18 protein-coding genes and 1 tRNA gene are annotated in these 23,153 nt (G+C 68.2%); 10 read left to right on the top strand and 9 right to left on the bottom strand.

Annotated elements, in window-relative coordinates; genetic code table 11:
* The first annotated feature begins 53 nt into the window (after positions 1-53).
* The 6 genes from D3869_RS27100 (at position 54) to frc (ending at position 6,920) form a co-directional block, all read left to right on the top strand.
* Positions 54-1,595, top strand: coding sequence for an ABC transporter ATP-binding protein (locus tag D3869_RS27100; RefSeq protein WP_137142824.1), 1,542 nt, complete (start codon positions 54-56; stop codon positions 1,593-1,595).
* Positions 1,585-2,634 carry an ABC transporter permease gene (locus D3869_RS27095; RefSeq protein ID WP_137142823.1) on the top strand — a complete coding sequence of 350 codons (1,050 nt, stop codon included), beginning with the start codon at positions 1,585-1,587 and terminating at the stop codon, positions 2,632-2,634. The genes D3869_RS27100 and D3869_RS27095 overlap by 11 nt, the downstream gene beginning before the upstream one ends.
* A 5-nt stretch (positions 2,635-2,639) precedes the next feature.
* On the top strand, positions 2,640-3,563 hold the full coding sequence (locus D3869_RS27090; RefSeq protein ID WP_137142822.1) for an ABC transporter permease: 924 nt from the start codon (positions 2,640-2,642) through the stop codon (positions 3,561-3,563).
* Positions 3,563-4,852 (top strand): amidohydrolase family protein, encoded by a 1,290-nt coding sequence (locus D3869_RS27085; RefSeq protein ID WP_137142821.1) that lies wholly within the window; start codon positions 3,563-3,565, stop codon positions 4,850-4,852. The genes D3869_RS27090 and D3869_RS27085 overlap by 1 nt, the downstream gene beginning before the upstream one ends.
* A 305-nt stretch (positions 4,853-5,157) precedes the next feature.
* Positions 5,158-5,586, top strand: coding sequence for a PAS domain-containing protein (locus tag D3869_RS27080; protein ID WP_137142820.1), 429 nt, complete (start codon positions 5,158-5,160; stop codon positions 5,584-5,586).
* An 83-nt stretch (positions 5,587-5,669) separates the two neighbouring features.
* Positions 5,670-6,920, top strand: coding sequence for a formyl-CoA transferase (gene frc / locus D3869_RS27075; protein WP_137142819.1), 1,251 nt, complete (start codon positions 5,670-5,672; stop codon positions 6,918-6,920).
* A gap of 274 nt (positions 6,921-7,194) precedes the next feature.
* Here the strand turns inward: frc and D3869_RS27070 are convergent, their stop codons facing one another.
* The gene (locus tag D3869_RS27070; protein ID WP_137142818.1) at positions 7,195-7,455 is read right to left on the bottom strand and encodes a hypothetical protein; all 261 of its coding nucleotides are present in this window, start codon (positions 7,453-7,455) and stop codon (positions 7,195-7,197) included.
* A gap of 97 nt (positions 7,456-7,552) precedes the next feature.
* Here D3869_RS27070 and soxR point away from each other — a divergent pair, with 97 nt between their 5' ends.
* Positions 7,553-8,014: a redox-sensitive transcriptional activator SoxR gene (gene soxR / locus D3869_RS27065; RefSeq protein ID WP_109469375.1), complete on the top strand. Its 462-nt coding sequence runs from the start codon at positions 7,553-7,555 to the stop codon at positions 8,012-8,014.
* Positions 8,015-8,441: 427 nt separating this feature from the next.
* On the opposite strand, the gene D3869_RS27055 is transcribed toward soxR, so the two are convergent.
* The 7 genes from D3869_RS27055 to D3869_RS27025 all read right to left on the bottom strand — a co-directional run bounded on the left by D3869_RS27055 (position 8,442) and on the right by D3869_RS27025 (position 19,459).
* Positions 8,442-9,287, bottom strand: coding sequence for an IclR family transcriptional regulator (locus D3869_RS27055; RefSeq protein WP_137142817.1), 846 nt, complete (start codon positions 9,285-9,287; stop codon positions 8,442-8,444).
* A gap of 109 nt (positions 9,288-9,396) precedes the next feature.
* Entirely contained in the window at positions 9,397-12,150 is a 2,754-nt protein-coding gene (fdhF, locus tag D3869_RS27050) for a formate dehydrogenase subunit alpha (RefSeq protein WP_137142816.1), read from the bottom strand.
* Position 12,151: 1 nt separating this feature from the next.
* The gene (locus tag D3869_RS27045) at positions 12,152-13,882 is read right to left on the bottom strand and encodes an NAD(P)H-dependent oxidoreductase subunit E (protein ID WP_137142815.1); all 1,731 of its coding nucleotides are present in this window, start codon (positions 13,880-13,882) and stop codon (positions 12,152-12,154) included.
* 118 nt (positions 13,883-14,000) lie between these two features.
* Positions 14,001-15,758 carry an oxalyl-CoA decarboxylase gene (gene oxc, locus D3869_RS27040; protein WP_137142814.1) on the bottom strand — a complete coding sequence of 586 codons (1,758 nt, stop codon included), beginning with the start codon at positions 15,756-15,758 and terminating at the stop codon, positions 14,001-14,003.
* 41 nt (positions 15,759-15,799) lie between these two features.
* Positions 15,800-16,489 carry a GntR family transcriptional regulator gene (locus D3869_RS27035; RefSeq protein WP_109469371.1) on the bottom strand — a complete coding sequence of 230 codons (690 nt, stop codon included), beginning with the start codon at positions 16,487-16,489 and terminating at the stop codon, positions 15,800-15,802.
* 384 nt (positions 16,490-16,873) lie between these two features.
* The gene (locus tag D3869_RS27030) at positions 16,874-18,937 is read right to left on the bottom strand and encodes a putative bifunctional diguanylate cyclase/phosphodiesterase (protein ID WP_137142813.1); all 2,064 of its coding nucleotides are present in this window, start codon (positions 18,935-18,937) and stop codon (positions 16,874-16,876) included.
* Between the two features lie 339 nt (positions 18,938-19,276).
* Entirely contained in the window at positions 19,277-19,459 is a 183-nt protein-coding gene (locus tag D3869_RS27025) for a zinc-finger domain-containing protein (protein ID WP_014199832.1), read from the bottom strand.
* Between the two features lie 181 nt (positions 19,460-19,640).
* Here D3869_RS27025 and D3869_RS27020 point away from each other — a divergent pair, with 181 nt between their 5' ends.
* From D3869_RS27020 to D3869_RS27010, 3 genes are all read left to right on the top strand, one after another.
* Complete coding sequence (locus tag D3869_RS27020) at positions 19,641-20,654, top strand: ABC transporter ATP-binding protein (RefSeq protein WP_137142812.1); 1,014 nt, start codon at positions 19,641-19,643, stop codon at positions 20,652-20,654.
* The gene (locus D3869_RS27015; protein WP_247896053.1) at positions 20,644-21,645 is read left to right on the top strand and encodes an alpha/beta hydrolase; all 1,002 of its coding nucleotides are present in this window, start codon (positions 20,644-20,646) and stop codon (positions 21,643-21,645) included. Before D3869_RS27020 ends, D3869_RS27015 begins: the two co-directional genes overlap by 11 nt.
* A gap of 96 nt (positions 21,646-21,741) precedes the next feature.
* Positions 21,742-21,818: transfer RNA gene (locus D3869_RS27010), tRNA-Arg, on the top strand.
* 30 nt (positions 21,819-21,848) lie between these two features.
* Here the strand turns inward: D3869_RS27010 and D3869_RS27005 are convergent.
* Positions 21,849-23,024, bottom strand: a complete 1,176-nt coding sequence (locus D3869_RS27005; RefSeq protein ID WP_137142811.1) for a tyrosine-type recombinase/integrase — start codon at positions 23,022-23,024, stop codon at positions 21,849-21,851.
* Positions 23,025-23,153 lie beyond the last annotated feature (129 nt).

The raw sequence follows: 23,153 nt of genomic DNA, 5'->3' as shown, positions 1-23,153 counted from the left end.
CCCGGGACGGGAGAGGGAAAGTCACTTTGCCTTCCGGCACCCCGCGGACATCCATGACATCACCCCCCATCGTCCTCCGCCTCTCCGGCATCACGAAGCGGTTCGGGCCGCTCGTCGCCAACGATTCGATCTCGCTGACGCTCCACAAGGGCGAGGTGCTGGCCCTGCTGGGCGAGAACGGCGCCGGTAAGACGACCCTGATGAACATCCTGTTCGGCCATTACGTGGCCGACGAGGGCAGCATCGAGGCGTTCGGCCAGCCGCTCCCCCCCGGCTCCCCCCGCGCGGCGCTGGCCGCCGGGATCGGCATGGTCCACCAGCATTTCACGCTGGCCGACAACCTGTCGGTGCTCGACAACATCGCCGTGGGCACGGAGTCGCTGTGGCGCCCGCGCTCCGACCGCGCCGCCGCCAAGGCGAAGCTGCTCGACCTCGCCCGCCGCTTCGGGCTGGAGGTGCGGCCCGACGCGCTGGTCGGCGACCTGTCGGTGGGCGAGCGGCAGCGGGCCGAGATCCTGAAGGCGCTCTACCGCGACGCCCGCGTCCTGATCCTGGACGAGCCGACCGCGGTCCTGACCCCGCAGGAATCCGCCAGCCTGTTCGACACGCTGCGCCGCCTGACCGCCGACGGCTTGGCCGTGGTCTTCATCAGCCACAAGATGAACGAGGTCTTCGCCGCCAGCGACACCGTCGCCGTGCTGCGCGGCGGGCGCCTCGTCGCCACCCGCAGGACCGCCGAGACCGACCGCGAGGAGTTGGCCGAGCTGATGGTCGGGCGCGCCCTGAAGCCGCCCACCCCCGCCCCGCTGGAGCCGGGCGAGCCGGTGCTGACGCTGTCCGGCGTCACCGTCGCCTCCGGCCACGGGCGTCCGCTGCTTGACGGCGTGGACCTGACCGTGCGCCGCCGCCAGATCGTCGGCATCGCCGGCGTGTCGGGCAACGGGCAGACCGCGCTGGCCGAGCTGGTCAGCGGCCTGATCCACCCCGACTCCGGCACCATGGCGCTGAAGGGCGAGGCCATCGGCAACGCGGAACCGGCGGAGATGGTCCGGCGCGGCGTCGCCCGCATCCCGGAGGACCGGCACGCCGCCGGCCTCGTCGGCGCCATGGCGGTGTGGGAGAACCTGATCGCCGAACGCTACCACGACCCCGCCTTCCAGCGCTTCGGCCTGATCCGCCGGGGGGCCGCCCGCGCCTACGCCGAGGAGGTGATCGAGGCGTTTGACGTGCGCTGTCCGGGTCCGGACGCCCGCACGCAGCTGCTGTCCGGCGGCAACATGCAGAAGCTGATCCTGGGCCGCACGCTGGCCCACGGGCCGGACCTGATCCTGGCGAGCCAGCCAACCCGCGGCCTGGACGTCGGCGCGGTGTCCTACGTCCACGGACGGCTGCTGGAGGCCCGCGCCGCCGGGGCCGGGGTGCTGGTGATCTCCGAGGATCTGGATGAGATCCTGGCGCTGGCCGACGGCATCACCGTCGCCTATCACGGGCGCCTCACCCCCGTTCTGCCCCACGGCCGCGTGTCGGTCCGCCAGCTCGGCCTGCTGATGGCCGGGCATTGGGAGATTTTGCCGGAGATCGTCGATGCGGCTTGAACCGCGAGAGCATACCCCGCTGGCCGCCCGCCTGCTGGCGCCCGTGGCGGCGGTGGCGGCGGCGCTGGCGCTCTGCGCGCTGCTGGTCGCCTGGACCGGCGCACCGGTGCTGCGCGCCTACGGCCTGCTGCTGGAGGGGGCCGCCGGCTCCCGCTTCGCCCTGACCGAAACGCTGACCCGCGCCACCCCGCTGATCCTCACCGGCCTCGCCGCCGCCGTCGCCTTCCGCGCCAAGCTGTGGAACATCGGGGCGGAGGGGCAGCTTTATATGGGCGCGCTTGCCGCCGTCGTGCTGGGCGGTGGGGTGCTCGATCTGCCGGTCTGGCTGCTGCTGCCGACCGTGATGATCGCCGGGGCCGCCGCCGGCGGCGCCACGCTGCTCGGCCCCGCCGTGCTGAAGGTGCGCTTCGGCGTGGACGAGGTGGTGACCACGCTGCTGCTGAACTTCATCGTCCTGCTGCTCGTCTCCATGCTGCTGGAGGGCGCGCTGAAGGACCCCATGGGCATGGGCTGGCCGCAGTCCGCCCCCGTCGTCGAGGCCGCCGAGCTGCCCAAGCTGGTGGAGCGCACGCGGCTGCACACCGGCCTGCTGGTCGCGCTGGGCCTGTCGGCCCTGCTCTGGCTGATCGACACCCGGACCATCTGGGGCTACGAGAACCGGGCGGTCGGCGCCAACCCGCGCGCCGCGGCCTTCGCCGGCATGCCGGTGACCCGCGTCATGCTGCGCACCGCCCTGCTGTCCGGCGGGCTGGCCGGTCTGGCCGGGGTGATCGAGGTCTGCGGGCTGAAGGGCTACCTGACGCTCGACCTGTCGCCGGGCTTCGGCTACAGCGGCATCGTCGTCGCCATGCTGGCGCAGCTGCACCCGGTGGGCGTGGTCGGAGCCGCGGTCTTCATCGCCGGCATCTTCGTCGGCGCCGACGCCATGAGCCGCGCCATGCCGGTGCCCAACTACATCGCCGACGTGCTCGTCGCCACCAGCCTGCTGTGCATGCTGGTCGCCGGGCTGCTGACGCGCTACCGGCTGCGGCGGGGGTGAGCGCCATGGAGCTGTTCCAAACGATCCTCGACATCCTGGTCTCCGCCGCCTTCTGGACGGCGGTGCTGCGCATCGCCACTCCCTACATCCTGGGCACGCTGGGCGAGCTGCTGTGCGAGCGGGCGGGCGTGCTGAACCTCGGCATCGAGGGCATCATGACGATGGGCGCCATGGCCGGCTGGATGGCCGTCTACCAGGGCGCCGACCTGTGGACCGGCGTGCTGGTGGCGGCGCTGTGCGGCGGGCTGATGGGTCTGCTGCACGCCACCCTGACGGTGCCGCTGGGCCTGTCGCAGCATGTGGCGGGCATCGGCGTCACGCTGCTCGGCACCAGCCTGTCCTACTTCGTCTACCGCCTCGTCCTGCCGCAGGCGAGCACCCCGCCGACCATCGAGCCGTTCCAGCCGCTGGACCTGCCCGGCGCGCTGGCCCAGACGCCGATGACCTACATGGCGCTGATCCTGGTGGCCGTGGTCGCCTACGTCCTCTACCGCACGCCGGTCGGGCTGGCGGTGCGCATGGTCGGCGAGAATCCGGCGGCGGCGGAGGCCCAGGGCCTGAGCGTCACCGCGGTGCGCGTCGGCGCGGTGGTGGCGGGAAGCGCGCTGATGGCGCTGGCCGGGGCCTTCCTCACCCTGTCGGCCTTCAACGCCTTCTTCTTCAACATGGTCAACGGGCGCGGCTGGATCTGCATCGCGCTGGTCGTCTTCGCCTCCTGGCGGCCCGGCAAGGCGCTGCTGGGCGCGGTGCTGTTCGCCGCCTTCGACGCGCTGCAATTGCGGCTTCAGCAGGTGGCGGGGGGCGTTCTGCCCTACCAGCTGTTCCTGATGATGCCCTACCTGTTGAGCATCCTGGCGCTGGTGCTGGTGGCGCGCCGCGCCTCCTACCCGCGGGCGCTGATGATCCCGTACCGCAAAGGAGAACGCTGATGTTCGATCTGATCCTGCGCCGCGCCACGCTGCCCGACGGCCGCACCGGCATGGACATCGGCGTCCGCGAGGGCCGCATCGCCGCGGTGGAGAAGGACCTGCCCGGCCCCGCAGGGGAGGAGATCGACGCCACGGGCCGGCTGGTCACGCCGCCCTTTGTCGATTCGCACTTCCACATGGACTCCACGCTCAGCTACGGCCTGCCGCGGGTCAACCGCTCCGGCACGCTGCTGGAGGGCATCGCGCTGTGGGGGGAGCTGAAGCCGCAGCTTGTCCAGGACGCCATCGTCGAGCGGGCGCTGGCCTATTGCGACTGGGCGGTGGCGCGCGGCCTGCTGGCGATCCGCAGCCATGTGGACATCTGCGACCCGCGCCTGCTGGCCGTGGAATCGCTGCTGGAGGTGAAGCGGCGGGTCGCCCCCTACCTCGACCTGCAGCTCGTCGCCTTCCCGCAGGACGGCGTCCTGCGCGCTCCCGGCGCGCTGGACCTGCTGAAGCGCGCCCTCGACATGGGCGTGGACGTGGTCGGCGGCATCCCGCATTTCGAGCGGACGATGGCCGACGGCGCGGCCTCTGTGAAGCTGCTCTGCGAGATCGCGGCGGAGCGCGGGCTGCTGGTCGACATGCATTGCGACGAGTCGGACGACCCGCTGTCCCGCCATGTCGAGACGCTGGCCTACGAGACGCAGCGGCTGGGGATGCAGGAGCGGGTGACCGGCTCGCACCTCACCTCTATGCATTCCATGGACAACTACTACGTCTCCAAGCTGATCCCGCTGATGGTCGAGGCGAATCTCGGCGTCATCGCCAACCCGCTCATCAACATCACGCTCCAGGGGCGCCACGACACCTACCCCAAGCGCCGCGGCATGACCCGCGTGCCGGAGCTGATGGGCGCCGGCCTGACCGTCGCGCTGGGTCACGACTGCGTGATGGACCCCTGGTATCCGCTCGGCTCCGGCGACATGCTGGAGGTGGCGCACATGGGCCTTCATGTCGGGCAGATGACCGGCTATGACGGGATGCTCGCCTGCTTCCGCGCGGTGACCGAGGCTCCGGCCAAGCTGCTGCACCTCGACGGCTACGGTCTGGAGGTGGGTTGCCACGCCGATCTGGTCGTGCTCCAGGCCGCCGATCCGGTGGAAGCGATCCGCACCCGCGCCACCCGCCTGTTCGTCCTGCGCCGCGGCGCCGTGGTCAGCCGCTGCGCCCCGGTGGAGGCACGCCTCGCCCTGCCCGGCCGTCCGGAGTCGGTGTCCTTCACCCTGCCCACGGTGCGGGCGACGTAACGTCCGCGCTCCTCCCTCGGCGAGAAGAAATGGGAGAAGCCCCCCGGCCCACATGGCTGGGGGGCTTTTTCGTGGCCGATTCCCGCCCCTCCCCGACTGTCCGGCATTTGCCGCGAAAGGTCCGGAGCGCGATTAGTTCGCCTAACGCACAAAAGGGCTTGCCAGGCATTTCGCATCTGGTATACGGTATCTCACATCCCATCGCGCTTCGGAAACGGAGTGCAAAATCAACGGTGCGGCCGTGTTTTGAAGAAAACATGACGGCGCCGGAAGATTTCGGGTCCGGTGTCGGAGCGAATGCTTTCATGAGCGCAACAGTCGATTTCGCACAGCTTGTCATGGCCGCCGGGGACGCGATCGTCGTGTCCGACGCGCAAGGCGCCATTACTCTGTGGAATCCGGCGGCCGAACGGATGTTCGGCTTCGCGGGGGGCGAAGCGCTGGGGCAATCGCTCGACATCATCATTCCGGAACGCCAGCGCCAGCGCCATTGGGACGGCTACGCCAACACCATGCGCACGGGCCAAACGCGCTACGGCAGCGAGGTGCTGCGCGTCCCGGCCCTGCACAAGGACGGGCACGCCCTGTCCATCGCCTTCACGGTCGCCCTGCTGACCGCGCCGGACGGCACGGTGACCGGAATCGTCGCCATCATCCGCGACGAGAGCAGCCGCTGGGCCGAGGAGCGCAAGCTCCGCCGACGCCTGTCGGAGTTGGAGTCCGCAAGTCAGTAACCCACAACCCATCCCGCCAGTTTGTCCGTGTTGTCCAGTGCTCAACAACGGCATCGCAATAAGTGAGAGGGAGTAAACGAGCCATGAGCAAGCCGCTCGAAGGAATCAAGATCATCGACTTCACCCACGTTCAGGCCGGCCCCGCCTGCACGCAGCTCCTCGCCTGGTACGGCGCGGACGTCATCAAGGTGGAGCGGCCGGGTTCCGGCGACGTCACCCGCAACCAGCTCCGTGACATTCCCGACGCGGACGCGCTCTACTTCACGATGCTGAACAGCAACAAGCGCTCGCTGACGCTGGACACCAAGACCCCGCAGGGCAAGGAAATCCTTGAGAAGCTGATCAAGGAGTCCGACGTCCTCGTGGAGAACTTCGGGCCGGGCGCGCTCGACCGCATGGGCTTCACCTGGGAGCGCATCAACGAGCTGAACCCGGGCATGATCGTCGCCTCGGTGAAGGGCTTCAGCGACGGCCACCATTACGAGGACCTGAAGGTCTACGAGAACGTCGCCCAGTGCGCCGGCGGTGCGGCTTCGACCACCGGTTTCTGGGATGGCCCGCCGACCGTCAGCGCCGCCGCTCTCGGCGACAGCAACACCGGCATGCACCTCGCCATCGGCATCCTGACCGCCCTCATGGGCCGTTCGAAGACCGGCAAGGGCCAGAAGGTCGCCGTGTCGATGCAGGACTCGGTCATCAACCTCTGCCGCGTCAAGCTGCGCGATCAGCAGCGCCTCGACCGCGTCGGCTACCTGGAAGAGTACCCGCAGTACCCGCACGGCGAGTTCTCCGACGTGGTTCCGCGTGGCGGCAACGCCGGCGGCGGTGGTCAGCCGGGCTGGGTCCTGAAGTGCAAGGGCGCCGAGACCGATCCGAACGCCTACATCTACTTCACCATCCAGGGCCATGCCTGGGCGCCGATTTGTAAGGCCCTTGGCAAGCCGGAGTGGATCGACGATCCGGCCTACAACACCGCTCAGGCGCGTCAGGACAAGATCTTCGACATCTTCGCCTTCATCGAAGGCTGGCTGGCCGACAAGACGAAGTACGAGGCGGTCGACATCCTGCGCAAGTTCGACATCCCGTGCGCGCCGGTGCTGACCATGAAGGAGATCGCCGATTGCCCGTCGCTCCGCAAGAGCGGCACGATCGTCGAGGTCGATCACAAGGCCCGCGGCAAGTACCTGACCGTCGGCAGCCCGATCAAGTTCTCCGACATGACCGTCGAAGTGACCGGATCGCCGCTGCTCGGCGAGCACTCCGACGAGGTTCTGGCCAGCCTCGGCTACACCCAGGAGCAGATCGCCGAGTTGCACGCCAACAAGGTTGTCTGATCGCGTCCCGACAGTCTGACGGCACACCTCGCGAAGACGGCGCTCCGAAAGGGGCGCCGTTTTTTTGTTGTGCGGGGGCAGGTTTCTTGTCGGACAACAGGGGCTTCACGGATTGCGCGGATTCAGACACGGATTTCCCGGATCATCTTATTCGTGCGCATTGCATGCCTTCTCGGTCCGCAACCACTGGGCAAGCCAAAGAAAAATCCGTGAAATCCGTGCTTGAATTCGTGAAATCCGTGAAGAAGCTGTTGTCCAACAAGAATCTCGAATCTTACCGCAGCCACTCCTTCACTTCGCGGATGCGCTGGTTGCCCTCCGGCGTACGGGCGTAGGCCTTGCCGTACTGGGTCTCGTACTCGCGCACGAAGCCTTGGCGCAACAGCCCGTCCAGCACCGGGCGGACGATGGCCGGCTTCAGGTTCGCGGCCTTGGTGATCGTCAGGAACGAGGCCGGCAGAGCCGTCACCTCCGGCCCCGGCGTGGCGCGCAGGGTGTTGAGCGAAGTCCAGTCGACGGAGGTTGGTGAAATCATCGGCTACCCTCGATGCGGCGCGCTGTTGACTCTCTCTCGATATGACCTCAACTTCACTTGAGGTCAGGAGGTTCCGAACCCCAGGGGAGGCCCGGCGATGGCGATTCTCGATCCCGCCGACATCGACAAGGACCTGTCCGTGGGCGAGGTCGCGGAACGCTCCGGTGTGGCAGTGTCCACCATCCACTTCTACGAATCAAAGGGGCTGATCGCGAGCTGGCGGAGCAGCGGCAACCAGCGCCGCTTCCCCCGCGACGTGCTCCGGCGCATCGCCGTCATCAAGGTCGCCCAGCGTCTGGGCGTCCCGCTGGCCACCATCGCGCAGGCGCTGAAGACCCTGCCGGACGGCCGCACGCCCACCGCAGAGGACTGGAAACGCTTGTCCGCGGCCTGGAAAGCGGACCTGGACGAGCGCATCGCCGTGCTCACCAAACTGCGCGACGGGCTGGAGGACTGCATCGGCTGCGGCTGCCTGTCGCTCGGCGAATGCCCGCTGCGCAACCCCTGGGACGAGCTTTCGGAGAACGGTCCCGGCCCGCGCCTGCTCGATCCGCGGTGACATCCGCGCTGTTTTGCCGCACCGCAGCATCGCCCCTCCCCTCCGGCGCCTCCCGGTAACAAAAAGGCCGTGCTGTTTCCAGCACGGCCAGTATCCGAGAGGCTCGCATAAAATGCGGAGCAACAACCCGCCCGATACAAAGGGTGATGAACCCTGTGTAAGAAGAATGATGCCCGAGTCTTCTCCGGCACGCAACAAGAAATCGCGCGTTTCCACATTACGGAAACAAAGTATTTGGCGAAAAAAAAACCGCGCCGTTGCGGGCGCGGTCAGTTTCTTCAGGGCAGCACTACGTGACAGGAAGGAAAACCGGGGTAACAGCCGCCTCGACCCAATCCGAAGGATTTGCGGATCGGGGCGGATCGCGCCTCCCGGCCGGCGCGAATACGAATTCCGTAGGGGTTGGGCCAGGGATCAGGCCCAGGGATCAGGTGGGAAAGCGCCCGCCGATCTCGGCGGTCACCGCCGCGGCGGTGCGCTTGACCATCTCGCCGAAGGCCACGACGCGGGCGTCGTCCAGGCGCCGGTTGGTGCTCGACAGCGACAGGGCACCGATGACGCGGGCCTGCTCGTCGTAGATCGCCGCGGCGACGCAGTGCAGGCCGCTGACCCGCTCCTCCTGGTCCACGGCGTAGCCGCGGTCGCGCGTCAGGGTCAGCTCCCGGTGCAGCGCCGGGATCGACGACACGGTGGTCCGGGTGAACTGGCGCATGCCGCGCTGGGTCACGATGCTCTGCACCCGCGTGTCGGGCATGCCGGCGAGCAGCGCCTTGCCCACGGCGGAACAGTGCAGCAGCGTGCGGTCGGTGACGGGCAGCGCCGCCTGGGCGACGCGCGGACCGCCGACGCGGTGCAGATAGATCGCCTCGCCGTTCTCCTCGATCGCCAAATTGACGACCTCGCTGGTCTCCTCCATCAGCCGGCGCATGCGCGGACGGGCGACGTCGAGCAGGCTGCGCGTCTTCAGGAAGCCGGTGCCGGTCATGTAGGCCTGCACCCCGACCGCCCAGCCGCGCTTGCCCTGGTCGAAGCGCACGTAACGCTCCTCCTGCAGCGTGGTCAGCAGACGGTGCGCCGTGGACGGCGAGAGGTGCGCCGCCTCGGCCACCGCGGTCAGGCTCATCGGGCTGTCCGACTGGCCGAGGATGGTCATGATACTCAGCGCCCGCGACAGCGACTGAACGAGATTGCCCTTCGCCGCACGGTCCACCGTCTCCGCGCGGCCTTCGGCCCGCGGGGCGGGGGGTGCCATCATCAGCGCTTGCGTCTTCATCGCTCCATCCCTCTCGAAATCGTCCGGCGCTGTTGGATCCGCGCCGTTGTCGTCCTCGGGTGTGGCGGCCCCCGGGCATCCCCTTGCGGGGGCGGGGGCCGCCGGTTGGCTATGCCGCCGGCTCGATGCGGGCCGCAGCGAACTTGAACTCGGGAATCTTCCCGAAGGGGTCCAGCTTCGGGTTGGTCAGCACGTTGGCCGCCGCCTCGGCGTAGCAGAAGGGCACGAACACCAGCCCGGACGGGACGTTGTAGTCCGACCGCGCCTTCAGCTCGATGGTGCCGCGCCGGGTGGTGACCTTCATGCGGTCGCCGCCCTTGGCGCCCATCCGCCGCAGGTCCGCCGGGCTCATGTAGGCCACCGCCTCCGGCTCCAGATCGTCGAGAACCTGGGCGCGCCGGGTCATCGACCCGGTGTGCCAATGCTCGAGCTGGCGCCCGGTGGTCAGGACCATCGGGAACTCGGCGTCCGGCTCCTCGGCCGGCGGGATCACGTCGGCGGGGACCAGACGCCCGCGGCCCGACGCCGTGGGGAAGCCGTCGCCGAACACGATCTCCTGGCCCGGATCGTCCGCGGACAGGCTGGGGTAGGTGACCGAGCGCTCGCGCTCCAGCCGCTCCCAGGTGATGTTGTCGAGCGACGGCATCGCCCCCTTCATCTCCCGGAACACGTCACGCGGATGCTCGTAGTTCCAGTCCAGACCCAGGCCGCGGGCCATGGCGTTGACGATCCACAGATCCTGCCGGGCCTCGCCCGGCGGCGGCAGGGCTTGGCGGCCGAGCTGGACCTGGCGGTTGGTGTTGGTCACCGTGCCGGTCTTCTCCGGCCAGGCCGAGGCGGGCAGAACCACGTCGGCGTATTTGGCCGTCTCGGTCAGGAACAGGTCCTGCACCACCAGATGGTCGAGCTTGGCGAGCGCGTCGCGGGCGTGCTCCACGTCCGGGTCGGACATGGCCGGGTTCTCGCCCATCACGTACATGCCGTTCAGCGAGCCGGCATGGATCGCGTCCATGATCTCCACGACGGTCAGGCCGCGCTTGGAGTCCAGCTTGGTGTCCCAGAAATCCTCGTAGAAGGCGTGCACCTCGGGATCGTCCACCGGGCGGTAGTCCGGGAACATCATCGGGATCAGGCCGGCGTCGGAGGCGCCCTGGACGTTGTTCTGGCCGCGCAGCGGGTGCAGGCCGGTGCCGGGGCGCCCGATCTGGCCGGTGACCAGCGACAGGGCGATCAGGCAGCGCACGTTGTCGGTGCCGTGGGTGTGCTGCGACACGCCCATGCCCCAGAAGATGATCGAGCCCTTGGAGGTGGCGTAGAGGCGCGCGACCTCGCGGAGCTGCTCAGCCGGGATGCCGCAGACCGGCTCCATGGCCTCCGGGGTGTAGCTGGCGATGTGGGCGCGCAGCTCCTCGAAGTCCTGGGTGTGCTCGGCCACATACTGCGCGTCGTACAGCCCCTCGCTGATGATGACGTTCAGCATGGCGTTCAGCATCGGCACGTCGCGGCCGGGCTTGAACTGGAGCATGTGGCTGGCGTGGCGCTTCAGCACCTGACCGCGCGGGTCCATGATGACCAGCTTGGCGCCGCGCTTGGCCGCGTTCTTGAAGAAGGTCGCGGCGACCGGGTGGTTCTCCGTCGGGTTGGAGCCGATGACGACGATCACCTCGGCGTCCTTGGCCGCCATGAAGGGAGCCGTCACCGCGCCCGACCCGATGCCCTCGATCAGCGCCGCCACCGAGGAGGCATGGCACAGGCGGGTGCAATGGTCGACGTTGTTGGTGCCGAAGCCGACTCGCACCAGCTTCTGGAACAGGTAGGCCTCCTCGTTGGAGCCCTTGGCCGAACCGAAGCCGGCGAGCGCCGAGCCGCCCCGCTCGTCGCGGATCTTGCGCAGGCCGGCGGTGGCGACCTCCAGAGCCTCCTCCCAGCTCGCCTCGCGGAAATGGGTCAGCGGGTTGAGCGGGTCGATGTCCACGTCGTGCTTGGACACGCCCTCCTTGCGGATCAGCGGCTTGGTCAGGCGGTGCGGGTGGTGGATGTAATCGAAGCCGAAGCGGCCCTTCACGCACAACCGGTTCTTGTTGGCGGGACCGTCGCGGCCCGTCACCGACAGCAGCTTCTCGTCCTTGATGTTGTAGGTGAGCTGGCAACCGACGCCGCAATAGGGGCAGACGCTGTCGACCTGGCGGTCCGGGGCGGCGGCGAAGACGCCGCTGTTCAGGTCCACCTGGGTCTTCGGCATCAGCGCGCCGGTCGGGCAGGCCTGGACGCATTCGCCGCAGGCGACGCAGGTGCTGTCGCCCATCGGGTCGGCGAAGTCGAAGACGATCGTCTCCTTGTGGCCGCGCAGCGCCATGCCGATGACGTCGTTGACCTGGACCTCGCGGCAGGCGCGGACGCACAGGTTGCACTGGATGCAGGCGTCGAGCTGCACCGCCATGGCCGGGTGGCTGAAGTCGGGCTTCGGCGCGCATTCCCGGCTGGGGAAGCGGCTGTCCGAGACCTCCAGTCGGTCGGCCCAGCGCCAGAACTTGCTGTCGGGGTCGTGGGCCTCCTCCCGCTTCGGCTGGTCGGCGACCAGCATCTCGATGACCATCTTGCGGGCGAACTTGGCGTTCTCGCTGGCCGAGCGGACGCGCATGCCCGGCGTCGGGTGGCGCACGCAGGAGGCCGACATGGCGCGCTCGCCGTCGATCTCGACCATGCAGGCCCGGCAGTTGCCGTCCGCGCGGTAGCCCGGTTCGTCGGCGTAGCAGAGATGCGGGATCTCGGTGCCCAGGCGGTTGGCGACCTGCCAGATCGTCTCGCCGGGGTGGGCTTCGACGAGCTCGTCGTCGAGATGGAACAGGATGCGGTCGCTCATATCACCGGACCTCCCCGCGCAGATCGTCGCGGAAGTGCTTCAGCGCACTCTTGAGTGGGTTCATCGCGGCCTGACCCAGGCCGCAGATCGACGCCGTGCTCATCAGCCGAGCGAGTTCCGTCAGAAGCGGCTCGTCCCACACCGGCTGCTTGATGAGCGCCACCGCCTTCTCCGTGCCGACGCGGCAGGGCGTGCACTGGCCGCAGCTCTCGTCCTCGAAGAAGTCCAGCAGGTTGCGCACGACCTTGCGCATGTCGTCCTTGTCCGACAGCACGACCACCGCGGCGGAGCCGATGAAGCAGCCGTGCTGCTCCAGCGTGCCGAAGTCCAGCGGGATGTCGTCCATGCTGGCGGGCAGGATGCCGCCCGACGCGCCGCCGGGCAGATAGCCCTTCAGCGTGTGGCCGTCGGCCATGCCGCCGCAATACTCGTCGATCAGTTCGCGGATGGTGACGCCGGCGGGGGCCAGCTTCACGCCCGGGTCCTTGACGTGGCCGGAGACGGAGTAGCTGCGCAGGCCCTTGCGGCCGTTGCGCCCGTGGCTGCCCCACCAATCGGCGCCCTTCTCAAGGATGTCCCTGATCCAGAACAGCGTCTCGACGTTGTTGATGAGGGTCGGGCGGCCGAACAGGCCGACGACCGACGGGAAGGGCGGCTTGTGCCGCGGCAGGCCGCGCTTGCCCTCGATGCTCTCCAGCATCGCGGACTCCTCGCCGCAGATGTAGGCCCCGGCGCCGCGCCGCAGATGGATGCGGGTGTGCCCGGCGAGGCCCGCCTGCTCCACGCAGGCGATCTCGTGCTCCAGCACCTCGCGGATGTGCGGGTACTCGTCGCGCAGGTAGATGTAGACGTCGGTCGCCTCGACCACCCAGGCGCCGATCAGCATCCCCTCCAGGAAGCGGTGCGGATCGTTCTCCAGATAGTAGCGGTCCTTGAAGGTGCCCGGCTCGCCCTCGTCCCCGTTCACCGCCATCAGGCGGGGACCGGGCTCGTGGCGGACGAAGCGCCACTTGCGGCCGGTGGGGAAGCCGGCGCCGCCGAGGCCGCGCAGGTTGGCGCCTTCCAGCTTGCCGAGGATGTCGTCCACCGGGACGTTGCCGGCGAGGCACTCGGACAGCAGGCGGTAGCCGCCCTCCGCCTTGTACTGCTCCAGGCTGACATAAGTGGGGAGCTGCGGGTGCGTCTCGCCGTTCTTCACGGCGGTGACCACGCTCTCGACCGTGGCGTTCTCGTGCAGGGCGTGGCCGATGGCCACCGCCGGGGCGTTGTGGCAGGCGCCCATGCAGGGCGCGCGCACCACCCGGACGTCCGGCCCCATGTCGGCGGCCTTCAGCTCGTCGAGCAGCTTCTCGCCGCCGGCCATGCAGCAGGACAGGCTGTCGCAGACCCGGACGGTCACGGGCGGAGGGGCTTCCTCCCCGTCCATCACGATGTCGAAGTGGGCGTAGAAGGACGCCACCTCGTACACCTCCACCAGGGCCAGCCGCATCTCGTGGGCCAGCGCCGCGAGGTGGCGGGCGTGCAGCCCATGATAGGTGTCCTGCAACAGGTGCAGATGCTCGATCAGCAGGTCCCGCTGCCGGGACCGGTCACCGAGAAGGTCCTGCACCTCCGCCAGGGCCGCCGGATCGACTTGCCGGCCCTTCGGCTGGGGCCGGGTGTTCCGGCGCCCCGAACCGGGATGGATGGCGCGCCTTTTGGTGTCGTCTTTGGCGACGATGGCCGTGTCCATGTCCGCCCTCCCCTCTCGTCTCAGGCTGATTCTTCGTAACGTTGGGTGTCGTGCAGTCGTTCTGGAACCGCCCCCCGGATTTGCCCGGGGGGCTTTGTTTTTATAACTTAGGAAGGCGTTACGTCTTGGGCCCCTTGCGGACGGCGCTGGTGGGGTTGAGGCTGCCGATGTTGCCGCTCTCCGACCCGGCGTTGGGGTCGATCACCGCGTTGATCAGCGTCGGCTTGCCGCTGTCCATCGCCGCGCTGACCGCCCGGTACAGCTCGTCCGGCGTCGTCACGTTGACGCCCTCGCCGCCGAAGGCCTCCATCATCTTGTCGTAGCGCGAGTCCGGTACGAAGACCATCGGCGACGGGTCCGACCCCCCCGTCGGGTTCACGTCCGTCCCCTTGTAGATGCCGTTGTTGTTGAACACCACGATGCACACCGGCAGCTTGTACCGGCAGATCGTCTCCACCTCCATGCCCGAGAAGCCGAAGGCGCTGTCGCCCTCAACCGCCAGAACCGGCTTGCCCGACTCCACCGCAGCGGCCACCGCGAAGCCCATCCCGATGCCCATCACGCCCCAGGTCCCGACGTCCAGGCGCTTGCGCGGCTGGTGCATGTCGATGATCCCGCGCGCCAGGTCCAGCGTGTTCGCCCCCTCGTTCACCAGCAGAGCGTCGGGACGCTCCTGCACCACCCGGCGCAGCGCGCCCAGCGCCCCGTGGAAGTTCATCGGCGAGGCGTTGCTCATCAGCTTGGGCGCCATCTTGGCGATGTTCGCCTCGCGGCGCGCCGCAACAGCCCCCGTCCATTCCGCCGGCGGCGGCGTCCAGCCCTTGGCCATCCCGGCGGTCAGGGCCGACACGCACGACCCGATGTCGCCGACCAGCGGCGCCACGATCGCCACGTTGCTGTCCATCTCGCGCGGCTCGATGTCGATCTGGATGAAGGTCTTCGAGCCCGGCTCGCCCCAGGTCTTGCCCTTGCCGTGCGACAGCAGCCAGTTCAGACGCGCCCCCACCAGGACCACCACGTCGGCGTCCTTCAGAACCATCGAGCGCGCCGCCCCCGCCGACTGCGGGTGGGTGTCCGGCAGCAGACCCTTGGCCATGCTCATCGGCAGGAACGGGATGCCGCTCTTCTCGACCAGCTCGCGCACCGCCTCGTCGGCCTGGGCGTAGGCGGCGCCCTTGCCGAGGATGATCAGCGGCCGCTTGGCGCCCTTCAGCACCTCCAGCGCGCGCGCCACCGAGTCCGGCGAGGGCAGCTGCGCCGGGGCGGCGTCGACCACCTTGACCAGCGAGCGCGCGCCCTCGGCGGCGTCCATCACCTGCGAGAACAGCTTGGCCGGCAGGTCGAGGTAGACGCCGCCCGGCCGGCCCGACACCGCGGCGCGGATCGCGCGGGCCACGGCGATGCCGATGTCCTGGGCGTGCAGCACGCGGAAGGCCGCCTTGCACAGCGGCTTGGCGATGGCCAGCTGGTCCATCTCCTCATAGTCGCCCTGCTGGAGGTCAACGATCTCGCGCTCCGAGGAGCCGGAGATCAGGATCATCGGGAAGCAGTTGGTGGTGGCGTTGGCCAGCGCGGTCAGGCCGTTGAGGAAGCCCGGCGCCGAGACGGTCATGCACACGCCCGGCTTCTTGGTCAGGAAGCCGGCGATGGCGGCGGCGTTGCCGGCGTTCTGCTCGTGGCGGAAGGAGATGACCCGCAGCCCCTCGCCCTGGGCCATGCGCAGCAGGTCGGAAATCGGGATGCCCGGCACGACGTAGAGGTTCTCGATGCCATTGAGCTTGAGGGCATCGATGACGAGCTGGAAACCATCCGTCAGCGCCGGTTCCGCATCGGTGGCGGCCGTGGCTTGGTTGTTGAGGACTGTGACGGCTGACATAAGGGTTACTCCTCCCCGACTCTTATTCGGTTCACGATCGGTCAATCGAGAAAATCGCAGTGCTGTTCGACATGGCGGGCCAGCCCCAGCGTGTGCTCGCGCACCCGCCGCTCGGCGAGGTCGGCGTCGCGCCGGGTCAGGGCGTCGATGATGTCGCGGTGCTCGACGATGGACGTCTCGGCCCGGCCGCCGCGGCGCATGGTGACGCGGCGGATGGCCCGCATGTGGATGAAGAAGCGGTCGGTCAGGTCGGCGATGAGCGTGCAGCCCGAGGCCTGGATGATCGACTGGTGGAAGGCGACGTTGGCGTCGGAATACTCCAGCACGTGGTCGGCCAGCTCGCCTTCGGCGAAGCGGTCGAAGGTGGCGTGCAAGTCGGCCATGCCGCGCTCGTCGGCGCGCTCGACGAAGAGACGGGCGGCCATGCCTTCGAGCGCGGCGCAGACGGTGATCATCTCGATGATCTCCGCCTTGGTCTTGCGCACGACGAAGATGCCGCGCCGGGGCATGGAGCGGATGAAGCCCTCTTGCTCCAGCAGCGCCATGGCCTCGCGCACCGGGGTGCGGCTGACGCCCAGCGCCTCGCAGAGCTGACGCTCGTCGAGGCGGATCTCGCTCGGCCCGCCGTAGATGTCCATCTGGGTGATGGCCTGGCGCAGCGCCTGATAGGCCTTGGCCTTGAAGCTCATCCCCTGATCCAGGGGTGCGACCGAGAAACTCATCGTCTGCATGGCTGTTCCCGTCCCTGACTCTTCTTTCCCTCGCGTGGGAGGGCCCCCGGCTGAAGGGGTTTGGGCCGCGGTTTCGTTGCCCCGGAGAAGGGAAGCGGCTTGGATTGGTGATACGGTATACCAGATACCACTAGCCCGCAAGCGATTATGTTCGCGAAGCGAACTGTTTCATGAACGCACTTGGAATGGAGAGGAATGTCGCGCCGGGGTTGCGCAGGCCGAAGGGCGACGAGCCCGCCCCTGGAACCCGTCCCTGGAACCCGCCCAGGGCGGGGCCCCTTGCATACCCACTCGCGTGCTTATGATGCGGGCGCCCCGCCGCCGTCGGTGCAACGGCACGCTGTCAAAAGGGGACTCCGCCTGTGGAGGATCGACCGCGGGACGCTACCCGGCGTTCTCCACCAGGAAGCGCCTGAAGGCGTCCACATCCAGCGGACGGCTGATCAGGAAGCCCTGGATGCGCGTGCAGCGCTGGCGGCGCAGCATGTCGGCCTGCTCCTCCGTCTCCACCCCTTCGGCGATGGTGTCGAAGCCCAGGCTTTCGGCCAGATTCACGATGGTGTTGACGATGGCCGGGTCGGTGGCCGACTGCACGATGTCGCGGACGAAGCTGCGGTCGATCTTCAGCGTGTTGATCGGGAAGCGCTTCAGGTAGGCCAGCGAGGAATAGCCGGTCCCGAAATCGTCGATGGACAGGCGGATGCCGATTCCCTTCAGCCCGTGCAGGATGGTCACCGCCTTCTCGATGTCGCCGATCATGGCGCCTTCGGTCAGCTCCAGCTCCAGCCGCTCCGGCGGCACGCCGCTGCGCTCCACCACGTCGCGGACGAAATTGACCAGCCGCGCGTCCTGGAACTGGCGCGGCGACAGGTTAACCGACACCGAGGCGACGTCCAGTCCCGCGGCCAGCCAGTCGGCCAGCCGGGCGCAGGCCTCCCTCAGGGTCCAGGCGCCGATCTCCCAGATCAGCCCCGTCTCCTCGGCCAGCGGGATAAACTCCGCCGGGCTGACGAGACCGCGGACCGGGTGGCGCCAGCGGATCAGCGCCTCCGCCCCGATCACCCGGTGATAGCCGCGGTGCGGCATGTCCACCTTGGGCTGGAAATGCAGCTCGAACTCCTCGCCGGTCGCGGCGGCGCGGCGCAGGTCGCTTTCCAGCCCCAGCGTGAAGCCGGTGCGCTCCCGCATGCCCGCCTCGTAGAAGACGAACTTGCATTCCGGGTTGCGCTTGGCGTGGTACATGGCGAGGTCGGCGTTGCGCAGCAACTGGTCCGCCGTCTCGCCGTCGTCGGGGAAGAAGGCGACGCCGATCGAGGCGCCGCAGAAAAGCTCCTGGTTGTGGACGGCGAAGGGCTCGCCCATCGAATAGAGCACCTTCTCGACCAGCCGGGCGCCGGAGGCGCGGTCCATCGCGTCGGGCGCCACGATCAGGAACTCGTCGCCGCCGAGCCGGCCCACCGTGTCGGACACGCGGGTGCAATTGCGCAGCCGCTTGGCCACCAGCTTCAGCAGGTCGTCGCCGGCGTGGTGGCCCAGCGTGTCGTTCACCTGTTTGAAGCGGTTGAGGTCGAGAAAGGCCACGGCGACCTTGGTGCGCATGCGCTGGGCGCGGGCAATGGCCTCCTCCAACCGTTCGCAGACCAGCCAGCGGTTCGGCAGGTCGGTCAGCCGGTCGAAGCTGGCCTGGTAGCGGATCTGGTGTTCCTGGTACTTGCGCTGGCTGATGTCGGCGAGCGTCAGCACGTAATGCTCCAGCGCCCCGCCCGGCGCGCGCACCGCCGTGACCGACAGCGAGGCCGCGAAGGCGTCGCCGGAATGGCGGAAGCTGGTCACCTCACCCTGCCAGCGCCCCTCCGTGCGGGCGGTGCGCCAGATGTCGTCGATGAAGGCACGCTCGTGCGAGCCGGGGGCGAAGATCACCAGCGGACGGTGGAGAAGCGCCTCCCGCTGGAAATCGGTCATCACCTCGTAGGCCGGGTTGACCGCCTGCACCGACAGGTCGGGGTCCACGATCAGGATGCCGTCGGCCACGCTGTCGAAGACGGTGGCGAGCAGCCGGATCTTCTCCTCGTGCTGCTTGCGCTCGGTGATGTCCTGGACGGTGCCTTCATAGTAGCGGATGCGGCCCTGCGGATCGCGCACGCACCGCGCGTTCTCCGAGATCCAGATGATCGAGCCGTCGTTGCGGAAGACCCGCGCCTCGAAGCTCTGCACCACGTCGCGCTCGGCCATCAGGCGGGCGAAGGCCTCGCGCTTGCCGGGATCGACGTAGAGCTGGCCGGCGATGTCCGTCAGGTTGTCGATCAGGTCGGCCGGCGAGCGGTAGCCGTAGATCCGCGCCAGCGCCGGGTTGACCCGCAGATAACGCCCGTCCACCGTGGTCTGGTAAATACCTTCGACCGCGTTCTCGAAAATGCTTCTGTACTGCTCTTCCGTCTCTTGGCTCATGGACCGGGCCTCATCTGGCGCGAGAGCGTTGGCCTCAGGAAAAAGCATGCGAAGGACCTGAGCGGGCAATTGCGATGGACGCCTCTTTTGCGCCGCAAAAAAGTAGAAGGCGGATCGCGACGCGCGTCAAGGCGGTTCGTTCTATATTTTTCACAATTGCAACAAAAGAGTCATATGACCGCCGCCGCCCGCACGTTGCATCGTCGCAGCGCCGGGTGGCGAAAAGGCCACAGAATCGCCGTGAATCACCGGTTCGGTCCGCCGGCAAACAAAAAGGGCCGGATCGCTCCGGCCCTTGCTGCGTGCGGGATTTCCGCCCTGTAAGAGGCGCCGCCGAGCTCAGTGCCCGTGCGTGCCCGTCTTGGCGCCTTCCTTCAGGACGAAGTGACGCGAGCAATAGGGGCATTCGACCTTCCCCTCGGCGCTCAGCGTCAGATAGACCAGCGGGTGGCCGAGCGCGCCACCGCCGCCGTCGCATCCGACGGTCAGGGTCTCGACTTCAATCGTTTCAACTGGCTGCATGGCAGACATCCTCCGCTTTGACACACGCGCGCGTTAACGCCATCGTTAAGATGCCCACCGAATGAGGCACGCGCGCGGGGTCGGATCATACCCAACGCGCCGGACGGATCAAGTGATTGGACAGTGATCGCCCCCGGGGGTTCGGACTCGGAGGCACGACCGGAAAGGCCCCTTCGACTCCATGGTTGCGCACGCCCCGCTCAACGCCGCCGCCCTGCCCGCCCACGCCGTCCCCGCCTACGCCGTGGAGGTGCGCGGCCTCACCAAGACCTATCAGGCCGCCGGCAAGGCCGGCCCGAAACAAGCTCTTAAGGGCATCGACCTGGCGATTCCCCGCGGGGCGGTGTTCGGGCTGCTGGGGCCGAACGGGGCGGGCAAGTCCACGCTCATCAACATCATGGCCGGGCTGGTCAACAAGACCGGCGGCACGGTGTCGATCTGGGGAACCGACATCGACGCCCATCCGCGCCAGGCGCGGGCGTCGATCGGCGTGGTCCCCCAGGAACTGAACATGGACCCTTTTTTCACCCCGCGGGAAATGCTGGAGCTTCAGGCCGGCCTCTACGGCGTGCCCAAAGCCGAGCGCCGGACCGAGGAGCTGCTGGAGGCCGTCGGGTTGCGCGACAAGGCCGACGCCTACGCCCGCTCGCTGTCGGGCGGCATGAAGCGGCGGCTGATGGTGGCGAAGGCGATGGTGCACACCCCGCCCGTCCTGGTGCTGGACGAGCCGACCGCCGGCGTGGACGTGGAGCTGCGCATCCAGTTGTGGGAGCATGTGCGCAAGCTGAACCGCGAGGGCTCGACGGTGCTGCTGACCACCCATTATCTGGAGGAAGCGCAGGAGCTGTGCGACTCCATCGCCATCATCAACCATGGCACGGTGGTGGCCTGCGAGCCGACCGCGACGCTGCTCCGCCGGGTGGACGCCAAGGCGCTGACCGTTCTGGTCGACCGTGATCTGACCGCCGTGCCGGCCGAACTGTCCGCCTTCACCGCCGAACTGGCCGAGCCGCGGCGCCTGATCGTCCGCTACCAGCCAAGCCGCCAGCGGGTGGACGGCATTCTCGCCGCGCTGGCGGGCGCCGGGCTGGGGGTGGTCGATCTCAGCACCGAGGAATCGGACCTGGAGGACATCTTCCTGCAACTGACCGGCGGCGCGCACGCCCGCAAGGAGATCGCGCACGATGCGGCGTAAGGCGGCCGGCCGCATGGCGAAACTGATCGTCGGGATCGGTCTCCTGCTGTCGGGCTGCACCGCGGCCTATCAGCCGATGGGTCTTCCCGTGACCCAGCCGGCCCTGACCGACAGCGCCCTGATCGCCGCCGACGGCTTCGAACTGCCGCTGCGCCGCTGGCTGCCCGAGGACGGGGCGCCGCGCGCGGTGGTGCTGGCTCTGCACGGCTACAACGATTACTCCAACGCCTTCGACGGAGCCGGGCGCAGCCTCGCCGCGCGGGGAATCGCCGTCTACGCCTACGACCAGCGTGGGTTCGGCGCCACGCGGAACACCGGCATCTGGCCGGGCACCGACACGCTGGTGGCCGACCTGAAGGTGGCCGTCTCGCAGATCCACGCCCGCCACCCCGACCTGCCGGTCTATCTGATGGGCGAGAGCATGGGCGGTGCCGTGGTTCTGACCGCGATGACCAGCCCGAATCCACCCAATGTGAACGGCACGATCCTGGTCGCCCCCGCCGTCTGGGGCCGCGACGCGATGGGCTTCTTCCCGCGGGCGCTGCTCTGGCTCAGCTACAACACGGTCCCCGGGATGGTGGTGCACCCGCCGAAGGACCTGAGGATCCAGGCGTCGGACAACATCGAGATGCTGCGGGCGCTGGGCCGCGACCCGCTGGTCATCAAGGGCTCCCGTGTCGACGCGCTGGAGGGGCTGACCGACCTGATGGGCACGGCCCTGGCCGCCTGCGGGCATCTGTCGGTGCCGTCCCTGGTGCTCTACGGCGCCCACGAGGAGGTGCTGCCGAAGACCCCGGTCAACCGCGCGGTCGAGGATTTCGAGTCCGGCGGGCGGCATGTGGTGGCGGTCTATCCCGACGGCTGGCACATGCTGCTGCGCGACCTGAAGGGTCAGGTGGTGGTCAACGACATCGCCGCCTGGATCGAGAACCCCAAGCAGCCCCTGGCGAGCGGCGCCGACCGCAACCGCAGCCTCCTGGCCGCGAAATAAGCGTGGATGGGCGGCCCCGGCGGGGTGTGAAAAAATGTCGAAAGGAGTGTTTGCACTGGCCGAGGCTTTTCGCTATGGTGCGCCTCCGCTGATGATGGACCCGTAGCTCAGCTGGATAGAGCGCTGCCCTCCGAAGGCAGAGGCCGATGGTTCGAATCCATTCGGGTCCGCCAGTTTCTTCAAGAGCTTAGCCGCTGCACCGGCTAGGCTCTTTTAGTTTGCATCCCCGTTTGCATCCCCGTATCCCCCTTCCCTCTCGGCGCCGCGGCTGCCTGCGCCATGAATTCCGGGGCGTGATGGCCGTAGACCTGCTGGACAGTCTGTGGGCTCATGCCGACGAATCCGCCCACCTGCCAAACGTCCAAGCCATCCCGCAGGAGCCACGTCACGCAGGTGTGACGGAGCGTGTGCGGGTGCACATCGGGACGCTTGATGTCCGAGGCCGCCGTGGCGAACCCCTTCTTGACGTCGCCGACCGGCTTTCCGTCGCACTCCACCACGAACTGGCGGGTGATCCGGCGAGCGATGCGGAGCCAGGGCAGAAGCCTTGGCGCGATGGGGACGCGAGCGCGGCGCTTCTTCGTCTGGACGCGGCCGATCGGATTGAAGTCGATGAACCCGCGGTCCAGGTCGACGTAGCCGCCTTCCGTGTTCGGCTGCCACTGAAGCCCAAGGATCGCCTCCTTGCGCGCTCCGTGGTAGAGGCCGATCAAGATGAACATCGGCAGATGCATGTTGATGTGCATCTCCCCTTCGGCATCCTTCCACCGCCACCTCCGACGCCATGCCGCCCACAGCAGCTTGGCAGCATCGGAGCGGGTGAGAAACGCCTGCTCGTCCTTCGGCACCGGCGGCAGAACAACGATGCCGCCCTGCGTCAGGTAGCCCTCGGTCACGCACCAATTCATCGCTGCGGCCAGGGTGCCCAGCTCGCGCCGTAGCGTGGCGGGGGCTCGGGCCTTGTTCTCGGCGGCATAGCGGCGGCAGGCCCCGGCAGTGATGCTGGATACTGGCGTGTCGCCCCACCACGCGATCAGGTTCCGAATCGCGTAACGGATACGCTCCGGGTCGGCCGCGTGCGGAGAATGCCCCTCGTAATACTGCATGAGCATGCCAGTCACGGTCAGGTCGCCCGGAGAGGCAGGACCGTTGCTTTGTGGTCCTGGTTCGTCGGAACGGGATCGCTCGCCGAGGAAGTCCGCGAAGACCTGCTGGGCTTGCTCAATATCTGCAGTGCCTGTTGAGCGCTCACGTTTCGTCCCACATTCATACCAACGGATGAAGTAGACGTACTGCTTGAATCTGGTTTTGGGGGTAGCCCCGTATTTGCTGTCGGGACCGTAGAGGACGAGCCTCGGTCCCGTGTTGGCTCTTGGCATTTGTCACCTGTCATCTTGTAGCGCTCCAGGTCGGTTCGGAGAACCAGGAGCGTGCGGCCAAACCGTCGCGCGGGCAATACCCCCTTGTTGATCGCCGCGCGGATTGTGGCCGGCTTTACAGCGCCGCCG

The organism is Azospirillum brasilense (assembly GCF_005222205.1).
GTDB classification, from domain to species: Bacteria; Pseudomonadota; Alphaproteobacteria; order Azospirillales; family Azospirillaceae; genus Azospirillum; species Azospirillum brasilense_G.
The sequence above is the reverse complement of the archived record's forward strand: the minus strand, read 5'-3'. Positions and strand labels throughout refer to the sequence as shown.

Coding starts and splice junctions, on each gene's coding strand:
- fdhF (WP_137142816.1), bottom strand. CDS start 12,150: ATGAGCGACCGCATCCTGTTCCATCTCGACGACGAGCTCGTCGAAGCC.
- oxc (WP_137142814.1), bottom strand. CDS start 15,758: ATGTCAGCCGTCACAGTCCTCAACAACCAAGCCACGGCCGCCACCGAT.
- D3869_RS27045 (WP_137142815.1), bottom strand. CDS start 13,882: ATGGACACGGCCATCGTCGCCAAAGACGACACCAAAAGGCGCGCCATC.
- D3869_RS27020 (WP_137142812.1), top strand. CDS start 19,641: ATGGTTGCGCACGCCCCGCTCAACGCCGCCGCCCTGCCCGCCCACGCC.
- D3869_RS27070 (WP_137142818.1), bottom strand. CDS start 7,455: ATGATTTCACCAACCTCCGTCGACTGGACTTCGCTCAACACCCTGCGC.
- D3869_RS27085 (WP_137142821.1), top strand. CDS start 3,563: ATGTTCGATCTGATCCTGCGCCGCGCCACGCTGCCCGACGGCCGCACC.
- soxR (WP_109469375.1), top strand. CDS start 7,553: ATGGCGATTCTCGATCCCGCCGACATCGACAAGGACCTGTCCGTGGGC.
- D3869_RS27015 (WP_247896053.1), top strand. CDS start 20,644: ATGCGGCGTAAGGCGGCCGGCCGCATGGCGAAACTGATCGTCGGGATC.
- D3869_RS27055 (WP_137142817.1), bottom strand. CDS start 9,287: ATGAAGACGCAAGCGCTGATGATGGCACCCCCCGCCCCGCGGGCCGAA.
- D3869_RS27095 (WP_137142823.1), top strand. CDS start 1,585: ATGCGGCTTGAACCGCGAGAGCATACCCCGCTGGCCGCCCGCCTGCTG.
- D3869_RS27090 (WP_137142822.1), top strand. CDS start 2,640: ATGGAGCTGTTCCAAACGATCCTCGACATCCTGGTCTCCGCCGCCTTC.
- D3869_RS27100 (WP_137142824.1), top strand. CDS start 54: ATGACATCACCCCCCATCGTCCTCCGCCTCTCCGGCATCACGAAGCGG.
- D3869_RS27005 (WP_137142811.1), bottom strand. CDS start 23,024: ATGCCAAGAGCCAACACGGGACCGAGGCTCGTCCTCTACGGTCCCGAC.
- D3869_RS27035 (WP_109469371.1), bottom strand. CDS start 16,489: ATGCAGACGATGAGTTTCTCGGTCGCACCCCTGGATCAGGGGATGAGC.
- D3869_RS27025 (WP_014199832.1), bottom strand. CDS start 19,459: ATGCAGCCAGTTGAAACGATTGAAGTCGAGACCCTGACCGTCGGATGC.
- frc (WP_137142819.1), top strand. CDS start 5,670: ATGAGCAAGCCGCTCGAAGGAATCAAGATCATCGACTTCACCCACGTT.
- D3869_RS27030 (WP_137142813.1), bottom strand. CDS start 18,937: ATGAGCCAAGAGACGGAAGAGCAGTACAGAAGCATTTTCGAGAACGCG.
- D3869_RS27080 (WP_137142820.1), top strand. CDS start 5,158: ATGAGCGCAACAGTCGATTTCGCACAGCTTGTCATGGCCGCCGGGGAC.